At 71.6% G+C, this 17,858-nt stretch carries 14 protein-coding genes; 2 read left to right on the forward strand and 12 right to left on the reverse strand.

Annotated elements, in window-relative coordinates; all coding sequences use genetic code 11:
* Window positions 1-52: 52 nt before the first annotated feature.
* The 3 genes from R8Z57_RS10250 to R8Z57_RS10260 form a co-directional block, all read right to left on the reverse strand.
* The gene (locus R8Z57_RS10250) at window positions 53-964 is read right to left on the reverse strand and encodes a phosphodiesterase (RefSeq protein WP_318353668.1); all 912 of its coding nucleotides are present in this window, start codon (window positions 962-964) and stop codon (window positions 53-55) included.
* 74 nt (window positions 965-1,038) lie between these two features.
* On the reverse strand, window positions 1,039-1,371 hold the full coding sequence (locus R8Z57_RS10255; protein ID WP_318353669.1) for a peptidase: 333 nt from the start codon (window positions 1,369-1,371) through the stop codon (window positions 1,039-1,041).
* The gene (locus R8Z57_RS10260) at window positions 1,368-2,768 is read right to left on the reverse strand and encodes an inorganic phosphate transporter (protein WP_318353670.1); all 1,401 of its coding nucleotides are present in this window, start codon (window positions 2,766-2,768) and stop codon (window positions 1,368-1,370) included. Before R8Z57_RS10260 ends, R8Z57_RS10255 begins: the two co-directional genes overlap by 4 nt.
* Window positions 2,769-2,923: 155 nt before the next feature.
* On the opposite strand from R8Z57_RS10260, the gene R8Z57_RS10265 reads away from it, so the two are divergent.
* Window positions 2,924-5,068 carry a S9 family peptidase gene (locus R8Z57_RS10265; protein WP_318353671.1) on the forward strand — a complete coding sequence of 715 codons (2,145 nt, stop codon included), beginning with the start codon at window positions 2,924-2,926 and terminating at the stop codon, window positions 5,066-5,068.
* A gap of 340 nt (window positions 5,069-5,408) precedes the next feature.
* On the opposite strand, the gene R8Z57_RS10270 is transcribed toward R8Z57_RS10265, so the two are convergent.
* The 7 genes from R8Z57_RS10270 to coaBC all read right to left on the reverse strand — a co-directional run bounded on the left by R8Z57_RS10270 (window position 5,409) and on the right by coaBC (window position 14,399).
* Entirely contained in the window at window positions 5,409-6,359 is a 951-nt protein-coding gene (locus R8Z57_RS10270) for a hypothetical protein (RefSeq protein ID WP_318353672.1), read from the reverse strand.
* A 299-nt stretch (window positions 6,360-6,658) separates the two neighbouring features.
* Window positions 6,659-7,687, reverse strand: coding sequence for an ATP-dependent 6-phosphofructokinase (locus R8Z57_RS10275; RefSeq protein WP_318353673.1), 1,029 nt, complete (start codon window positions 7,685-7,687; stop codon window positions 6,659-6,661).
* A gap of 107 nt (window positions 7,688-7,794) precedes the next feature.
* Complete coding sequence (locus tag R8Z57_RS10280; protein WP_318353674.1) at window positions 7,795-8,883, reverse strand: hypothetical protein; 1,089 nt, start codon at window positions 8,881-8,883, stop codon at window positions 7,795-7,797.
* 108 nt (window positions 8,884-8,991) lie between these two features.
* Complete coding sequence (locus tag R8Z57_RS10285) at window positions 8,992-11,145, reverse strand: DEAD/DEAH box helicase (RefSeq protein ID WP_318353675.1); 2,154 nt, start codon at window positions 11,143-11,145, stop codon at window positions 8,992-8,994.
* A 302-nt stretch (window positions 11,146-11,447) separates the two neighbouring features.
* Complete coding sequence (locus R8Z57_RS10290) at window positions 11,448-12,086, reverse strand: hypothetical protein (protein ID WP_318353676.1); 639 nt, start codon at window positions 12,084-12,086, stop codon at window positions 11,448-11,450.
* 114 nt (window positions 12,087-12,200) lie between these two features.
* Window positions 12,201-13,097 (reverse strand): glycerophosphodiester phosphodiesterase, encoded by an 897-nt coding sequence (locus R8Z57_RS10295; protein ID WP_318353677.1) that lies wholly within the window; start codon window positions 13,095-13,097, stop codon window positions 12,201-12,203.
* Window positions 13,098-13,175: 78 nt separating this feature from the next.
* Window positions 13,176-14,399 (reverse strand): bifunctional phosphopantothenoylcysteine decarboxylase/phosphopantothenate--cysteine ligase CoaBC, encoded by a 1,224-nt coding sequence (gene coaBC, locus R8Z57_RS10300; RefSeq protein WP_318353678.1) that lies wholly within the window; start codon window positions 14,397-14,399, stop codon window positions 13,176-13,178.
* A gap of 265 nt (window positions 14,400-14,664) precedes the next feature.
* Here coaBC and R8Z57_RS10305 point away from each other — a divergent pair, with 265 nt between their 5' ends.
* Complete coding sequence (locus tag R8Z57_RS10305; protein WP_318353679.1) at window positions 14,665-15,180, forward strand: hypothetical protein; 516 nt, start codon at window positions 14,665-14,667, stop codon at window positions 15,178-15,180.
* Between the two features lie 283 nt (window positions 15,181-15,463).
* On the opposite strand, the gene R8Z57_RS10310 is transcribed toward R8Z57_RS10305, so the two are convergent.
* Together R8Z57_RS10310 and R8Z57_RS10315 are read right to left on the reverse strand one after the other, a co-directional pair.
* Window positions 15,464-16,324 carry an aldehyde dehydrogenase family protein gene (locus R8Z57_RS10310; RefSeq protein WP_318353680.1) on the reverse strand — a complete coding sequence of 287 codons (861 nt, stop codon included), beginning with the start codon at window positions 16,322-16,324 and terminating at the stop codon, window positions 15,464-15,466.
* Entirely contained in the window at window positions 16,321-17,844 is a 1,524-nt protein-coding gene (locus R8Z57_RS10315) for an aldehyde dehydrogenase family protein (protein ID WP_318353681.1), read from the reverse strand. Before R8Z57_RS10315 ends, R8Z57_RS10310 begins: the two co-directional genes overlap by 4 nt.
* Window positions 17,845-17,858: the final 14 nt, after the last annotated feature.

The raw sequence follows: 17,858 nt of genomic DNA on the forward strand, positions 1-17,858 counted from the left end.
CAGCGCGACCACGCGCGACGTACACGGCGGAGGACTCACGGTGTCGAAGAGGTCAGAGTCGGCGCTTGCGCGAGAACTCCTCGAGGCGCTGCTCGGGCGTGAGCCGCGACATCCGCTCCACCCACTCGGCCGAGAAGTAGTCGCTCGTAGGCGCGTCGACGACCGGGACGACGGCGTGGGTGATCGTTTCGTCGTGCACGTGCACGAGATGGAAGGACTGCCCGGCGTCCATGCCGTTCACCTCGACCGCCGCGCGGGCGAGGTTCATGGTGTAGCAGGTGGCCGCCGCGACGCTCACCGGCACACCCGCGAACGTGCCGCTCGTGGAGTAGTGCAGGTGGCCCGCGAGGATGGCGCGCACGTCGGTTCCGGCGATCACTTGTGCCAGGCGTCGCTGGTCGCGCAGCTCGAGGATGTCGAACAGCGGCACGTGCGAGGGCAGGGGCGGGTGGTGCATCGCGAGGATGGTTCCGAGCGGCGCCGGGGTCGCCAGCTCCGCGCGCAGCCACTCGAGCTGCGCGGCATCGAGATCGCCGTGATGCCAGCCCGGCACCGTCGAGTCCAGCGCGATCAGGCGGAGGCCCCCCAGATCCCACACTCCGGTCACCGGCTGCTCGGTCGGGTCGAGGCCGAGCAGGTCACGGCGCAGGGCCGGCCGCTCGTCGTGGTTGCCGGCCACCCACACCACGGGGGCGCCGAGTCGCTCGGCGACCGGCTCGACAGCCGCGCGCAGGGCTGTGTAGGCCTCGGGCTCGCCGAGATCGGTCAGGTCGCCGGTGAAGACGATGGCGTCGGGACGGATGCCGGTGGCCTCGGCGGCGTCGAGCGTCCGGGCGAGGTTGGCGCCCGTGTCGAACCGGCCGCCGAGCGGGGCGTTGCCGGCGAGGAGATGCGTGTCGCTGAGGTGCAGCAGCGTGCGTCGCGCGGGAGGGTACTGACCGAACTGCACCGGGGCCGCGTCCATGCCCCGAGTCTATTCGGCGAGCACCGACCGGGCGCCGCACCGATCCGGCATCGCGCCGGCCGGTGTCGGAGTGCTCAGTGGTTGAAGACGATGAGCAGCAGCCCGCCCAGGACGGCCGCCGCGCACACGGCGAAGCTGGCGTACGCGGCCACCAGCGCCAGGCGCTTCTGACCGGTCGTCAGGGGGCTGCGCTTCGCGGCCTTGGCCGCGGCCTTCTCGGCGCGGCGCGCCTCCTTCTCGGAGATGACCGTGATCGCGTCGGTGAACTCGGCCGGCGCGACGACCGGCGCACGGCCGGCGCGCACCAGCATGCGCAGGCCCAGCGCGTAGAAGCCGACGACGAGCACCGCAGCGATCAGCGCCGCGATGAAGACCTGGACGAAGGCCAGCCAGTTGATCTCGATCATGACTCGGCCCCGTTCTTCGTCGACGACGGCGTTCGGTCGTCTCCGGCGTCGGGGGATGCACCGCTGCCCGAGCCATCGCCCGAGGTGCGGGGCGCCACGGGGGCCGGCGCCGCGGGCGCGGTCTTGGCCGGCTTGCCGGACTTGGCAGCCTTCGCGGCCTTCTTCGCCGCGGCCTCCTCGGCCGCACGGCGTCGCGCCTCCTCGCGCGCGATCGCGCGCTGCCGCCGCGTGGGCGGCGGGTTCTTCTTGACCTTGACCGCGCGGCCGGACTCGGCCACCTCGCTCATCGCGTTCGACGCGTTGACCTCGTCGCGACGTGACCGCATGAAGAGGCCCAGGATGATGGCGACCGCGAGGATGGCGTCGATGATGACGCCCCAGACCGGCAGCCACACCACCAGCAGCGCGGCGAGCGCACCGACCGCGCCGGCCGCGGGGAGGGTGAGGACCCAGCCGATCATGATGCGGCCCGCGGTGCGCCAGCGCACCTGCGACCCGCGGCGGCCGAGGCCCGAGCCGATGACCGATCCCGACGCGACCTGCGTGGTCGACAGCGCGAAGCCGAGGGCGCTCGAGGCCAGGATCGTCGAGGCCGTCGAGCTCTCCGCCGCGAAGCCCTGCGCGGGCTTGACCTCGGTGAGCCCCTTGCCGAGCGTGCGGATGATGCGCCAGCCGCCCATGTAGGTGCCGAGGGCGATGGTGATCGCACAGGCGAAGATGACCCACGTCTGGGGCTCGGGATCGGCCGACGACTGCAGTCCGGCCGTGATCAGCAGCAGCGTGATGATGCCCATCGTCTTCTGCGCGTCGTTGGTGCCGTGGGCGAGCGCCACGAGCGACGACGTGAAGATCTGGCCGAAGCGGAAGCCGTCGCGCCCGTCGGGCTTGCTGTCGTAGCGCCGTGTGAGCGCGTACGCGAGCTTGGTCGCGAGGAAGGCGATCAGCCCGGCGGTCACCGGCGCGATCAGCGCCGGCAGGATCACCTTCGACATCACGACGCCGAAGTTGATGGCGGCGACGCCCACGCCCACGAGCGTCGCGCCGATCAGCCCGCCGAAGAGGGCGTGCGACGACGACGACGGAAGCCCCAGCAGCCACGTGAGCATGTTCCACGTGATGGCGCCGATGAGGCCGGCGAAGATGATCTCGGGGAAGATGTCGTGGGATATCTGCGCCTCGTTGATGATGCCGCCCGAGATCGTCTGGGCGACCTCGGTCGACAGGAACGCGCCGATGAGATTCAGGACGGCGGCGAGCAGCACCGCGGTCTTGGGCTTGAGGGCCCCGGTGGCGATGGGCGTGGCCATCGCGTTCGCGGTGTCGTGGAAGCCGTTCGTGAAGTCGAAGAACAGCGCCAGCGCGATCACCAGAACGATGATGAGGGTTGCGGTTTCCACCGTTCGCTTTCGGTGAGGAGTGAAGAAGGAGTGGTGCCGACGGGATCGGCGCGACGAACGAACAGTTCACCAAGAATTCAGGAACCGGCAACCGGCCAGAAGAATCCTACATCGGCGACCCGACCGGTCAACTCGGAGGCGACTAGCGTGGAACGGTGACCCTCAGCGACCCTGCCTCCGCCGCATCCGCCTCTGCCTCCGGCATCCGTCCCCCCGTCGCCGACAGCCGGATCACCGTGCGCTCCCACCACGGCGATGACGTCGAGGATCGGTACGAGTGGTTCCGCGCGAAGGAGGATGCGGCCGTCATCGCGCACCTCGAGGCCGAGAACGCGTACACGCAGCAGCGCACCGCGCATCTCGACGGGCTGCGCGAGCGCATCTTCGACGAGATCAAGGGCCGCACGCTCGAGACCGACCTCTCGGTGCCCACGCGGCGCGGCGACTGGTGGTATTACGGCCGCACCGTGGAGGGCAAGCAGTACGGCATCCAGTGCCGGGCGCCGCTGGCGTCCCCCGACGACTGGACCCCGCCGGAGCTCTCGCCCGACGTGGAGGTGCCGGGCGAGCAGGTCCTGCTCGACGGCAACGTCGAGGCCGAGGGCCACGAGTTCTTCTCGCTCGGCAGCTTCGAGGTCTCGAACGACGGCCGGCTCATGCTGTTCGGCGTCGACGTCGCGGGAGACGAGCGCTACACCGTGCGCGTGCGCGACCTGGTCACGGGCGAGCAGCAGCCCGACGAGATCCCCGGCACCTTCGCCGGTGCCACCTTCTCGCCCGATGGCCGCTTCATCGTCTACACGACGGTCGACGACGCGTGGCGCCCCGACACCGTGTGGCTGCACGAGCTCGGCACGCCCGTCGCCGAGGACGCGAAGCTCTTCCACGAGCCCGACGAGAAGTACTGGGTGGGCGCCGGCTTCACCCGCAGCGACCGCTTCCTCGTGATCGGCCTCGGCTCGTCCATCACCAGCGAGGAATGGCTGCTGGATGCGGACGACCTCCGTGGCGAGCCGCGCGTCGTGTGGCCGCGCACCGAGGGTGTCGAGTACGACTCCGAGCACGCCGTCGTCGAGGGCGAGGACGTCCTCTTCATCCTCCACAACGACGGAGCCCTGGACTTCGAGCTGGTGCGGGTGGCGGCATCCGATCCCTCCGGCGCGAGGTCGGTCGTCATCCCCCACCGCCCGGGCGAGCGTCTGCTCGGCGTCTCGACCTTCCGCGACTGGGGTGTCGTCGGCTATCGCCGCGGCGGCCTCGCTCGACTCGGCATGCTCGACTACGCGACCGGCGCCGTCGACGAGATCGCGTTCGACGAGCCGCTGTACTCGGTGGGCACCGGCGGCAACCCGGAGTGGGCGCCGCCGCTGCTGCGGCTGGGCTACGGCTCGTTCGTCACGCCGGGGACGGTGTACGACCTCGACGTCGCGAGCCGCGAGCTGCACCTGCGCAAGCGGCAGCCGGTGCTCGGCGGCTACGAGCCGTCGGACTACGCGCAGGAGCGCGTGTGGGCGACCGCGCAGGACGGCACGCAAGTGCCGGTCTCGCTCGTCTACAAGCGCTCGTTTGGCGACGCGGGCGTCGCGCCGCGCCCGGTGCACCTGTACGGCTACGGATCGTACGAGCACTCGATCGAGCCCGGCTTCTCGGTGGCGCGGCTGTCGGAGCTCGACCGCGGCGTCGTGTTCGCCGTGGCGCACGTCCGCGGCGGCGGCGAGATGGGCCGCCAGTGGTACGAGGACGGCAAGCTGCTCAACAAGCGCAACACCTTCACCGACTTCGTCGACGCGGCGCTGCACCTCATCGACAACGGCTACACGACGGCCTCGCAGCTCGTGGCCGAGGGCGGCTCGGCGGGCGGGCTGCTGATGGGAGCGGTGGCGAACATCGCTCCGGAGCTCTTCGCCGGCGTGCTCGCCGACGTGCCGTTCGTCGACGCGCTGACGACCATCCTCGACCCGTCGCTGCCGCTCACGGTCATCGAGTGGGACGAGTGGGGCGACCCCCTGCACAACCCCGACGTGTACGCCTACATGAAGTCGTACTCCCCGTACGAGAACGTGCGGACGGATGCCTCGTACCCGCGCATACTCGCCGTCACGTCGCTCAACGACACCCGGGTGCTGTACGTCGAGCCGGCGAAGTGGGTCGCGCGCCTACGCGAGGTCGGCGCCGACGCGCTGCTCAAGTGCGAGATGGTCGCCGGCCACGGCGGGGTCAGCGGCCGCTACAACGCCTGGCGCGAGCGGGCGTTCGAGCTCGCCTGGATCCTGGACGTGCTGGGCGTGGCCGACGCCTGACCCTCACGCGCTCGCGGAGAGCGGATGCCGCGGCCCGCGGCATCCGCTCTCCTCTTCGAGGTGCGGACCGCGGCACCCGACCGCCCTCCGGCTGCATGTCCCACTTTCTGCGGCGCATGTCCCACTTTCTGCGGCGCATGTCCCACTTTCGACTCCACCGGCCCCGTTATGGGAACGAAAGTGGGACACGGCTGACTGTCGCGGCGCCGGCGCGCCGCAGACCGCCGGACGCGGCATACCCCCACCGGCAGGTCGCACTCCCTGCAGGGATGTCCCACTTTCTGCGGTGCATGTGCCACTTTCCGCGGCACATGTCCCACTTTCGGCCGCATGAGAGCCTCTATTCGAACGAAAGTGGGACACGGCTCGATTGTCCGGGACGCCAGCCCGCCCGGATCAGCGCGTCGCGCACCTTCGCGACCGCCGCCCCACCGTCGCCGCGCATGTGGTGGTTGAGGATCCGCACATGCTCCCAGCCGACAGCGCGGATGCGGTCCCACCGGTCGGCGTCCTTCTCGAACTGCGCGGCGTTCTCGGCGTGCACGCGTCCGTCATACTCCGGCGCGACTCGCCATCGCGGGTAGGCGAGGTCGAGCTCGGCGACGAAGGATCCGCGGTGGTCGCGCAGCGTCCAGTTGATCTCGGGCTCGGGCAGGCCGGCCGCGAGGAGGCGGAGTCGGAGGTCGGTCTCGCGCGAGGAGCGCACACCCTCACGCGAGTGGAGCAGCGCTGTGCGCAGGATGCCTCCGCGGACGTCGCCCATCGCGTTCACTTCGGCGACGAGTTCATCGAGCGAAGCGAGTGGCCTGCGACCTCGGTCGCTGATCAGGAAGTCTGCCGCCGCGACGAGCGCGTCCAGCGGCCAGAGCGTGCCGGCCTGCCGCCAGGCCCGCACAGGATCTTCCACCCGCAGGCCATTCGCCAGCACCCGCGTCGCCGGCTCGCGCACCTGCAGCCGGTGGCCGACGATTCCGGCAGTGCGCGGCTCTCGCGCCGGCCGGTGCGCCGAGACATGGACCAGCGGACGGTAAGGCCACCCCGGCGTGGGCGCTCCGATGAGCCCGAACACCGTCTCGTGGCTGAAGAACTGGCATGGCGCCAGCCGCGGCGCGTAATCGAGACACGCGTCCAGCAGGGTCGCGCCGGACGGAACCACGGTCGAGCGCACGCCGTTGAAAGGACGCCTGAGCTCGCGGCTGTTCAGTCTCGACGGCGAGACGCCGAGCGCGAGGGCGTCGGCGACGCTGAATCGAGCGAGCAGTTCTGGCGGCAAGGGCGAGCGGCGCGGCATCCGCTCACTCTTGTCCACCACGGTCGGCAGCCAGCGCTCGAGCGCGCGAATGGGGTACAGCCTCCGTCGAACGCTCGTTGTGGAGGAGCCGTCACAGCGTCGGCCCGCTCCTCTCCATGTCCCCTTTTCTTTCACAAGCTCGCCGTCTTAGCGCGGAAATTGGGACACGCGTCGCCGAAATGGGGACATGCGCGCGGTGGAACCGCCGCGATGACAGAAAGAGCGATGAGCGGATGCCGACGGCTCGGCGCCTGCGGCTGCAGGAGCTCGGACGGGCTCAGGCGCCCGCGACCGCGGGATCAGCCGAAGAGGGCGGCGGCCTCTTCGTACCGGTACAGGGGCACCGTGTTGAGCTCGCCGAGGGCGTCGGCGAAAGGCACGCGCACGATGTCGGTGCCGCGCATCGCGACCATCTGGCCCCACGCGCCGTCCACGACGGCATCGGCGGCGTGGAGGCCCAGGCGGGTGGCGAGCACGCGGTCGAAGCCGGACGGCGAGCCGCCGCGCTGGATGTGGCCGAGCACCGTGGAGCGCGTCTCGATGCCGGTGATGCGCTCGATCTCGGGCGCGAGCACCTCGCTGATGCCGCCGAGCCGCGGACGGTTGAACGCGTCGAGGCCCTTGTCGCTGTACGCCTCGTCCATGCCGGTGAGCGTGAAGCCCTCCGACACGACGATGAGCGGTGCACGCCCGCGGTCGTGCGCCTTGGTCACGAGGTCGGCGATCTCGTCGATCGACATCGGCACCTCGGGGATGCAGATCGCGTGGGCGCCCGCGGCGATGCCGGCGTGCAGGGCGATCCAGCCGACGTGGCGGCCCATGACCTCGGCGACCATGCAGCGCTGGTGCGAGTCGCCCGTGGTGCGCAGGCGGTCCATGGCGTCGGTCGCGATGTTGACGGCGGTGTCGAAGCCGAACGAGTAGTCGGTCGCCCGCAGGTCGTTGTCGATCGTCTTCGGCACACCCAGCACGTTGATGCCGTCGTTCGAGAGGCGGTTGGCCGCCGCGAGAGTGCCCTCGCCGCCGATCGCGATGATGCCGTCGAGGCGGTGTCCGTACATCGTCTTCGCGATGTTCTCGGCGCCGCCGCGCGGGCCTTCGTAGGGGTTGGTGCGGCTGGTGCCGAGGATCGTGCCGCCGACCTTCGACAGGCCCTTCACCTCGTGACGGGTCAGCGGGAAGAAGTCGCCGTCGACGACGCCGCGCCACCCGTCGCGGATGCCGACGAACTCGAGGTCGTAGTTCGTGGTGCCCTTCAGCACGACACCGCGGATGACCGCGTTGAGTCCGGGGCAATCGCCGCCGCTCGTCAGGATGCCGATCTTCATTGCTGTGTTCCTCGCTGTCGGGTGAAGAGGGTCGGCGACGCTGCCTCCCCCGACATTAGTGCCGGATGCCGCTCCCTGTCACACGCCCCCGGCTGACGTCGCGCCGGTCAGTCCGGCTCCCGCCGCCAGACGCCGTCGTCGCGGCGCCATCGCTGTTGATCTGCGGGGCGCGGCGACACGCCGCGGAACCAGAACGTCTCGTCGGGGTTCCAGCCCGCGAGCACCGACGCACGCCCATCGCCGAGCTCGATGAGCCGCGTCGCGGCCGCCAGGTACCCGGCCACAGTGAGGTGCACGGCATCGGCGACCGTTGCGACCGCCACCCAGTCGGGGATCACCCACGGCCCGTCGCGGCCGGTGACGCGGTACCAGTCCTGCCGGCGCGACGCCGTGACATCGAGCGGATGCCGCCGGCACAGCTCTGCCCAGTCCTCGGCGCCGTCGATCTCGATCACCCGCGCGGGGTAGGCGTCGACCGGGGTGGCGACGGCCTCGTCACCCCCGAGCGAGTCCTCCTCGAACCAGAGCCGTGCGGGCCCGTCCGCGCCGAGCGACCGGGTGGTGCGCACCATGCCGTGCGGCGGGATCGACCACCAGTATCCGCCCCAAGGGGCGGCCGGGTCGTCGGGGCGCTCGGCCGCCGCTCGGGCGTCATCGGCGAGTGTCTCGTCGCGCCACGCATGCAGCTGCGCGTCGAGGTCGGTCGGTGCGCGGCCGGCACCCTCCCACGGGATGGTCCACTGGTCGTCCTCGGCGAGCCCGGTCGACCACCAGCCTGCGGCGGGGGCGGCGGAGATGAGCTCGGCGATGCGGCGGAGCGGCTCGGTCAGCTCGGGGGTCGCGCACAGCCCGTCGACGCCGTCGGGCTCCTGCCAGTACATCGCCGTGCTCACCGACATCTCGAGCGCATCGCGCAGCGCGGCCGCGGTGGGCTCGACGAAGGCGAGCGTGTCGAGCGCCGCGGCGGCGTCGCTCGCCGACGGCGTCGGCGGCTCGGAGGGAGACCCCTCGTCCGGGCTGCGCATAGTCAGGACGACGCCGGGGTAGGGATCGTAAGCGCGAGCCGCCCACCAGAGCACCGTGAGCGACTCCTGCTGGGAAGGCCGCTCGGCGCGCTCCGCGCTCCGGCGCGCGAGCTCCAGGCAGAGACGGCGACCGCGCGGGCCGGCGAGCAGCGCGTCGGCGTCGAGGGGCATTCCGCCACCCTAGCGGGGCCCGGGGCGAGCCGACGCGCGCCCCATGACGCACCAGTGCACACGAAGAAGGGCGGCCCGTCGCCGGACCGCCCCTCCTCGTGCTCGCGCCTACGCGGCGCCGAGCGCCTGGCGCAGCAGGTGCATGAGCGCCGACAGCTGCACCGAGTCGCTCGACTGCGGGTCGACGGCCTCGCCGTCGAGCGCGCGGGCCGCAAGGCCCTGCTTCGAGTCGATGAGCTCGGCGATCTTGGTGTCGATCGTGTGCGCGGCGATGATGCGCCACGCCGTCACGGGCTCGTCCTGGCCGATGCGGTGCACGCGGTCGATCGCCTGCGTCTGCTCGGCGGCAGTCCACGACAGCTCGGCGAGCACGACGTTCGACGAGGCCTGCATGTTGACGCCGACGCCCGCGGCCGTCAGCGAACAGACCGCGATGCCGACCTCGGGATCGTTGTTGAAGGCGTCGATCGCCTGCTGACGCGCCGTCGTCGCCTGGTCGCCGCGCAGCGACACCGTCTTCAGGCCCGCGGCGGCGAAGTGCGCCTCGGCGGCGTCCATGACGTCGATGTGCTTGGCGAAGAAGACGACCTTGCCGACCGAGCGCTGCAGCTGCACCGCGTAGTCGGCGGCGAGCACGGCCTTGGCCTGGCCGATCTTGCGGACCATCGTGAAGACGTTCTCCGAGCCGGTGCCGGCGGCCTTGGACTCTTCGAGCTCGTTGTGGGCGACGAGGCGCACGATGTCGTCGTCCACCTCGCCGGGGGCGAGCCCGCGGTCGCCGCGCGCCTCGATGATCCGGCGGTACTTCGCCGCGAGGCGCTCGCCGAGCTCGCGCTCGGCCTGGCGGATCGAGCGCCCGAACTCGTCGTCGAGCTCCACGGGGAGGTCGGCGATGAGCTTGTCGGGGAGGTCGGCCGCGACATCCTTCTTCTTGCGTCGCACGATGCCCATCGAGATGACGGCGTCGCGGGCCTCGGGGTAGAAGGACTTGTCGGCGGGCGTCAGCCCGGTCTCGTCGAGCTTCTCCATGAGCTCCGAGCCGGGCTTCTCACCGTTGGTCCAGCCGAGGAAACGCCAGATCGCGTCGAAGTCCTCGACGTCGTTGATGAGCGGCGTGCCCGTCAGCGCGAGGAGGAGCGGGTTGCGCACCTGCTCGCGGATGCGGGTGGCCAGCGCCAGCACGTTCTGCGAGCGCTGCGACGTCAGGTTCTTGATGAAGTGGGCCTCATCGACGACCATGCCCTTCAGGCCGATGGAGCTCAGCCACGAGAGGTGACGGTCGAGGATCTCGTAGTTGACGATGAAGACGTCGGCGAACGCGTCGATCCCCTCGCCATCTCCGTGGATGACCGTGGCTCGGCGCTGCGGCGTCCACCGCTCGACCTCGCGCGCCCAGTTCATCTTCACGACGTTGGGGACGACGGCCAGCAGCGGGTAGGCATCCGCGACGGATGCCGCGAGCACCGACTCGGCGGTCTTGCCCAGGCCCGGCTCGTCGGCGAGGAGGAACGTGCGATGTCCCGCACGCACCGACTCGAGGAACCGCGACTGGTGCGGCATGACCTCGAGACCCTTGGGCGAGAGGCGGTCGAACTCCGGGACGGGAGGCAGCTCCATGGTGGCGCTGCCGCCGCCGGCGCCCGTCTCGAACGCCTTGTACAGCGGGCCCATGAGCTCCCAGCTGTCCAGGCGACGACGGGGCGTCTCTTTCGGAGCACGGGCGGTGAGGTCGGGCGCCAGGAACGGGTTCGACTCGCGTCGCGCCTCGACCTGCTGCGGCACGACCTGCCGCTGCGCGAGCGCGGCGGGAACCACCGGGGCGGCGACCGGCGCGACGTCGGTGATGATGAGCTCGTCGGGCGCGAGCTCCGCGCCCGACTCCAGCAGCCAGTCCCGCCGCATGCGGCGGGCCACCGGCGACGTGGCCTGGTCGACCTCGAGCAGCTGGATGAGCGAGGTGTCGCGCGCGGCGGTCTTGGCGAGGATGGTCGCGACGCCGTCGAGCCGCTTCAGCAGCTCGGCGCGCGCGGCATCCGTCAGCTCTCCGTCGGCCTTCACGCGGGCGCGCTCCTCGCGCACCAGGAACGCGATGACCTGGAACTTGACGCGGTTGGTCGGGCCCAGCTTTCCGCGCTGCGCCTTGGCCTCGACCTCGCGCACCTTGCGCGCGAGGATCGGGATGATGGGGGCCTCGTCGTCGCGGCGCGCGGACGACGACTTGCGGCGACGCTGCGCCGTCTGGGCGGGTGCCGTGGTCGGCATGCTCCTCCTGAGCGTGAGTGCCGGATCGGGACCGGCGAGGATCGGATGACTCCGATGGTTCTGCGTGCTCCCGCGGGCGGCGCGGACGCCGTCGCGAACGCGGGATCGGGGCGGCGCCGCCGGCGGTCGCGGGCACTCGCTTCTGCGAGCTGCGACATCGTCAGCGGATTCCCCTCGGCCCATTCTATGGGACGGGGCGGTCATCCGGGGAAGTCATGTCGCGGGGCGTGTCCGGGAGGACGATCTCGGGGCGCGTCCGCGGCCACCCGGCCGCGAGCACCCGGCCGCGATCCCCGCTGCGGTCACCCCCAGAGCGTCGCGACGACGTCCTCGGTGTAGCCGGTCGGCGCGAAGTTGATCCAGGCCGTCGTCACCAGCCCGCCGTCGCCGACGTAGTGCGTCTCGCCGCGCGTGTACTCCTCGTCGTCGAGCGTGACGCCGCGCTGCTCGATGCGGCAGACGGTGCCGTCGCCGAGCTCCTCGCAGCCGAAGCCGGCGGCCGGCAGCGCCGCCAGCACGGCGGTCGCCTGGTCGGCGTCGATCGCCGTGACGTTGGTGGCCAGGCCGTACTCGCCCGGCCCGCCCCACGAGCAGCGCAGCGTCGGCGCGCCGCCGTGGATGATCTCGAGCACATCGGCGTTCTCGGCCGAGAGCATCGTCACGCCGGGGTCGTTGAGCGGCGGGTTGGCCGCCTGCAGCTCGGCCAGCATCGCCGGCGAGTAGATCTCCTCGCACGTCGCCGGCACCTCGAACCCTGTCTGGGGCTTCTGCGTCTCGACCGGGGTGCCCGACGGCACGGGACGGGGCTCCTTCGCCGTGGTGGACGGGCTGCTCGACGGCGTCGCCCCCGGCTCGGGCCGGCAGCCCGTGACCAGGCCCACGAGCGTCGCGAGCGCCACGCAGCCGATCGCGATCCGCGTCGCCGTCTTCCGCTCGGTCATCTGCCGCACACCTCCGTCGAGCGCACGTCCCGGGTGGAGCATGCGCGCCTCCGACCCTAACGAGGAGGACGATCGGATGCCGGGGGCCACGCCGCGTCCGCACCGCTCGAGTCGCTACGGGCCGGCGTAGGCGCTCTGCCACTCCGAGAGGGTGTGCGGGTCGTCGGTCACGATGCCGTCCACTCCGAGCGCGGTCACCGCGTCCCACTGGTCGTCGTCGTTGAGCGTGTAGACCACGACGCGCGCGCCGGCGTCATGGAGCTCGTCGACGATCTCGGGCCGCGCGAGCACCGCCTTGCGGTTCACCACCACGCCCCGCGCGCCCGCCTCGGCGACCGCGCTCACGACATCCGACGGCACCTGCTTGAGGATGAGCAGCCGCGACAGCACCTTCGACCCCGCCGCCGCGAGGGCGAGCGTCCGGGCGTCGAAGCTCGCGAAGACGATGCGGCGCTCGAGGCCGCGCGCGGCGACGGCGGCGACCGCCGCGTCGACGGCCGCGGCATCCCATTCCCCCTTCAACTCCACGATCGCCCGCCCGTCGGCGGTGACGAGCAGATCGAGGAACTCGTCGAGCGTCGGCACGGGAGTGCCGGCGTACGCCTCGTCGAACCAGGCGCCGGCGTCGAGGGCGCGCACCTCGGCGAGCGTCAGGGCGGCGAGGCGCCCGTGGCCGTCGGTGGTGCGGTCGACGCTATTGTCGTGCATCAGCACCGGATGGCGGTCGGCGGTGAGTGCGACATCGACCTCGACGTACTCGAACCCGCCCGCCAGTGCCGCCGTCACGGCGGGGAGGGTGTTCTCCGGCGCGGTGGCCGCTCCCCCGCGATGGCTCGCGATGAAGGCCGCCTCGCCGGGCGTCCGCGTGTCTCCGAGGAGCTCGCGAGAGGTGACGCGCGACGGTGCGGCGCCGAGGAAGGCGATGACGAGGCTCGCGACGGCGAGCACGCAGACGACGAACAGGGCGTGGATCCGGTCGCGCGGGCGATCGGATGCCGCGGCATGGGGCATCGGGCATGTCCTCCGGGTCGTACACCACGTCCCCTTCGACGTGGTGCCGACCACTCTACATGCGCCGTTACGCTTTCGTTATCTTTTTCCCCGGACCTCGAGGACGGCGTCCCACAGGGCGTGTGCGACCTCCTGCTTGCTGCCCCGGCGGGCCGCGAGCACGTCGCCGGCGGCGTCGATGATCGTCACGGCGTTGTCGGCCGTCTCGAATCCCCGGGCCCACCCCACCTCGTTCACCGCCAGCAGGTCGGTGCCCTTGCGCGCGGCCTTGCGGCGTCCGCGGTCGAGGAGCGTCTCACCCTCACCGGGCGTCTCGGCGGCGAATCCCACGACGGTCTGCCCGTCCCGCCGCGCGCGGACGAGGCCCGCCAGGATGTCGTCGTTCTCGATCAGGTCGAGCGTGATGCCGCCGCCCGGCGCGGCGTCCTTCGAGCGCTTCCGTGGCGACACCTCGGCCACGCGGTAGTCGGCGACGGCCGCCGCCATCACGACCACGTCCGCGGCCTCGGCCTCGGCCTCGGCCGCCGCACCGAGCTCGGCGGCGGTGCCCGCCCGCACCACCCGCACGCCGGGGAGAGCGGATGCCGCGGCCAGCACGCCGTCGTCGACATGCGCCGCGACGAGCACAACCTCGGCGCCCCGCTCGGCGGCGGCGAGCGCGACGGCCACGCCCTGACGCCCGCTGGAGCGGTTGCCGATGTAGCGCACCGGGTCGATCGGCTCGCGCGTGCCGCCGGCGCTGACGACGACCCGGAGGCCGTCGAGGTCGCCCCGGCCCGCCGCGACGGCGGCCAGCGCCGCCTCGAGGATCGCCTCGGGCTCCGACATCCGTCCCGGCCCGGTGTCTCCGCCGGTGAGCTCGCCGTCCTCGGGCCCGACCATGATCACGCCGCGCTCGCGCAGCGTCGCGATGTTGTGCGCCGTCGCGGGGTGCCGCCACATCTCGGTGTGCATGGCGGGCGCCACGACGACCGGCGCCGTGGTGGCGAGTAGGGTCGTTCCGAGGAGGTCGTCCGCGAGTCCCGCGGTCATCTTCGCCAGGGTGTTCGCCGTCGCGGGCGCCACGATCACGAGGTCGGCCGCCTGGCCGAGCGCGACGTGACGCACCCGCGCGACGTCGTCGTGGACGGAGGTCGTCACGGGATGCCGGCTGATCGACTCCCACGTCGGCAGCCCCACGAACCGCAGCGCGTCGTCGGTGGGCACGACATGGACCTCGTGCCCGGCTTTGACCAGCAGGCGCACGAGCTGCACCGTCTTGTAGGCGGCGATGCCACCCGTGACCCCGACCACGACGAACACCCTCCGATCTTGGCACGACTGCCCGATGCCCGGCTCACGCCGGCCCTCACCTCGAAAGGCCCCGCATGTGCACCGTCGTCATCCGCGTCCCGGAATCGGCGGACGAGCCCACGCGATTGCTGGCGATCCGCGACGAGGATCCGCAGCGCCCCTGGAACCCGCTCGGCCGCTGGTGGCCCGAACCGCACGACGGCGTCGTCGGCGTCAGGGATGTGCGGGCGGCGGCGCGTGGCTCGCGGCGGACCCCGCCGCCGGGCGGCTGGCGGTGCTGCTCAACCGGGCCGACGAGTCCACGCGTCCCGAGTCCGAGCTGGTGTCGCGCGGCGGCATCGTGCTGGACACGGTCGCCGGCCGCCCGCCCGCGGGCGCCCCGGCGACGCACGGGTTCAACCTCGTCGAGGTGGACGGGCCGCGCGCCCGGGTGCTCACGTGGGACGGCGTCGCGCTGCGCACGACCGAGCTCGAGCCGGGCACGCACATGATCGCGCACGACGACGTCGATGACCCCGCCACGCCGCGCATCGCCCGGTGGCTCGGCGACTTCCGGTCGACGGTGCCCGCGACCGAAGGACGATGGTGGATGCCGTGGGTCGAGGTGCTCGAGCGCTCGGCGGCGCTTCCGCCCACCGACGACGGCGCGATCATCCGCGACAACCGCCCGTACGGGTACCCGACGCTGTCGCTGCTGGCCTGCGTCGCCTCGGTGTCGGCCGACGACGTCGACGTGCACTACGGCGAGCTGACGCGGCCCGGCGAGTGGGGCGGCCTCGACCTCACCTGAGCGGGAGCGTCAGACGCCGAGGATCTGCGCCGGCGCCGAGGCGTTTCGTCTCGGTCGATGGCGCTCCCTCGCTCAACGACCGGAACCTCTGCTGAGACCCGGTCGTTGAGCAAGCGGAGCGAGACGAAACGCTCGAACACCGACCACCGAGGCGGTTCCCCCGGTCGTTGAGCGAGCGAAGCGAGACGAAACGCTCGAACACCGACCACCGACCACCGAGGCGGTTCCCCCGGTCGTTGAGCGAGCGAAGCGAGACGAAACGCTCGAGCGCGGCGACGGACCGCTAGACCAGGCTCTTGGTGTGCCAGACGGTCTTCGTCTCGGTGAACGCGGTGATGCGCGCGAGGCTCGGGGCCGCGGCATCCGTCCCGTTCTCCGGCGGGAGCACCCGCGTGAGCGTGTCGGCCGCGGCGATCTGCAGGTCGACCCAGTCGAGGTCGCCGGCGCCGACGAGGTCGAGGGCGTGCACGTCGGGGTGCGAGGCGAGCCACGGTGCGAGCTCGGCCGACGAACCGGTGAGGACGTTCACCACTCCCCCGGGCACGTCGCTGGTCGCCAGCACCTCGGCCAGCGAGATCGCCGACAGCGGGTAGCGCTGCGAGGCGACGACGACCACCGAGTTGCCCGTCACGAGCGCCGGTGCGATCGCCGACACCAGGCCGACGAGCGCCGTGTCCTGCGGGGCGATGACGCCCACGACGCCGGTCGGCTCGGGCACCGAGATGTTGAAGTACGGCCCGGCGACCGGGTTGCCGTTGCCGGCGACCTGGCCGAATTTGTCGCACCAGCCGGCGTACCAGACCCAGCGGTCGATCGACTCGTCGACCTCGGCGGCGGCGACGGACGCCGACGCTCCTGTCTGCTGCACGATCTCGTCCACGAACTGCGCACGGCGACCCTCGAGGATCTCCGCGACGCGGTACAGGACCTGACCACGGTTGTAGGCGGTCGCCCCCGACCACCCCTTGACCGCGCCGCGCGCCGCGACGACGGCATCCCGCGTGTCCTTCCGGGAGGCCAGCGCCGCGTTGGCGAGGAAGTCGCCCTTCGGCGTCGCGACCTCGTAGGTGCGGCCGGACTCGCTGCGCGGGAAGGCGCCGCCGATGTAGAGCTTGTAGGTCTTGGGGATCGTCAGACGGCTCACGCCGACACCTCCTTCTTCGAGCGGCCGCGTTTCGTCGCTGCGCTACTCGCGCGCTCGCTCAACGACCGGGAGCTCTCCAGCGCCGAGCCGCCCTTCAGATACGCGGCCAGGCCGTGGCGACCGCCCTCGCGGCCGTAGCCGGACTCCTTGTAGCCGCCGAACGGCGACGACGGATCGAACCGGTTGAACGTATTCGCCCACACGACGCCGGCTCGCAGGCGGTCGGCGACCGCGAGGATGCGCGAGCCCTTGTCGCTCCAGATGCCGGCCGACAGGCCGTACGGCGTGTTGTTGGCCTTCTCGATGGCCTCCGCCGGGGTGCGGAAGGTGAGCACCGACAGCACCGGGCCGAAGATCTCGTCGCGCGCGATGCGGTGCGACGCCTGCACGTTCGTGAAGATCGTCGGCGCGAACCAGAAGCCGTTGTCGGGGATGACGCAGTCGGCGCTCCAGCGCTCGGCGCCCTCCTCCTCGCCGATGCGGCTGAGCTCGCGGATGCGGTCGAGCTGCTCACGGGAGTTGATCGCGCCGATGTCGGTGTTCTTGTCGAGCGGGTCGCCCAGGCGCAGGGTCGAGAGGCGGTCCTTCAGCCGGTCGACGACCTCATCATGGATCGACTCCTGCACGAGCAGCCGGCTGCCGGCGCAGCAGACGTGGCCCTGGTTGAAGAAGATCCCGTTGACGATGCCCTCGATGGCCTGATCGATGGGTGCGTCCTCGAAGACGATGTTCGCGGCCTTGCCACCGAGCTCGAGCGTGAGCTTCTTGTCGGTGCCGGCGACGGCCTTCGCGATCTCGCGGCCGACGGCGGTCGACCCGGTGAAGGCGACCTTGTTGACATCGGGATGCCGCACCAGGGCCGCCCCGGTCGCGCCGGCGCCCGTGACGATGTTGACGACGCCCGGCGGCAGGTCGGCCTGCTGGAGGATCTCGGCGAAGATGAGCGCCGACAACGGCGTGGTCTCGGCGGGCTTCAGCACGACGGTGTTGCCCGCGGCGAGCGCCGGGGCGATCTTCCACGCGAGCATGAGCAGCGGGAAGTTCCAGGGGATCACCTGGGCCGCGACGCCGAGGGGCTTCGGGGCCGAGCCGAGGCCCGCGTAGTCGAGCTTGTCTGCCCATCCGGCGTAGTAGAAGAACCAGGCCGCGACGAGCGGCACGTCGACGTCGCGGCTCTCCTTGATGGGCTTGCCGTTGTCGAGGCTCTCGGCCACCGCGAGCTCGCGCGCGCGCTCCTGGACGAGCCGGGCGATGCGGAAGAGGTACTTGCCGCGGTCGCGGCCGCTCATGGTCGACCACGTGCGATCGAAGGCGCGGCGGGCGGCGGCGACGGCGGTGTCGACATCCGCCTCCGTCGCGGAGGCGATCGTCGCGATGTGCTTCTCGTCGGCGGGCGAGATCGTGGCGAACGACTCGCCCGAGGCGGCGCGGAACTCGCCGTCGATGAACAGCCCGTACTCGTCGCGCAGGTTCAGGATCGCGCGGGACTCGGGGGCGGGGGCGTACTCGAGGAAACTCATGTTCTGTCGTCCCT

The sequence above is a fragment of the Microbacterium sp. M3 genome, from assembly GCF_033548675.1.
GTDB lineage: Bacteria > Actinomycetota > Actinomycetes > Actinomycetales > Microbacteriaceae > Microbacterium > Microbacterium arthrosphaerae.

What these genes read in the sequence shown, in the direction of transcription:
- R8Z57_RS10290 (WP_318353676.1), bottom strand. Translation starts at nt 12,086, where the DNA reads ATGACCGAGCGGAAGACGGCGACGCGGATCGCGATCGGCTGCGTGGCG.
- R8Z57_RS10255 (WP_318353669.1), bottom strand. Translation starts at nt 1,371, where the DNA reads ATGATCGAGATCAACTGGCTGGCCTTCGTCCAGGTCTTCATCGCGGCG.
- R8Z57_RS10270 (WP_318353672.1), bottom strand. Translation starts at nt 6,359, where the DNA reads ATGCCGCGCCGCTCGCCCTTGCCGCCAGAACTGCTCGCTCGATTCAGC.
- R8Z57_RS10315 (WP_318353681.1), bottom strand. Translation starts at nt 17,844, where the DNA reads ATGAGTTTCCTCGAGTACGCCCCCGCCCCCGAGTCCCGCGCGATCCTG.
- R8Z57_RS10285 (WP_318353675.1), bottom strand. Translation starts at nt 11,145, where the DNA reads ATGCCGACCACGGCACCCGCCCAGACGGCGCAGCGTCGCCGCAAGTCG.
- R8Z57_RS10275 (WP_318353673.1), bottom strand. Translation starts at nt 7,687, where the DNA reads ATGAAGATCGGCATCCTGACGAGCGGCGGCGATTGCCCCGGACTCAAC.
- R8Z57_RS10280 (WP_318353674.1), bottom strand. Translation starts at nt 8,883, where the DNA reads ATGCCCCTCGACGCCGACGCGCTGCTCGCCGGCCCGCGCGGTCGCCGT.
- R8Z57_RS10295 (WP_318353677.1), bottom strand. Translation starts at nt 13,097, where the DNA reads ATGCCCCATGCCGCGGCATCCGATCGCCCGCGCGACCGGATCCACGCC.
- R8Z57_RS10250 (WP_318353668.1), bottom strand. Translation starts at nt 964, where the DNA reads ATGGACGCGGCCCCGGTGCAGTTCGGTCAGTACCCTCCCGCGCGACGC.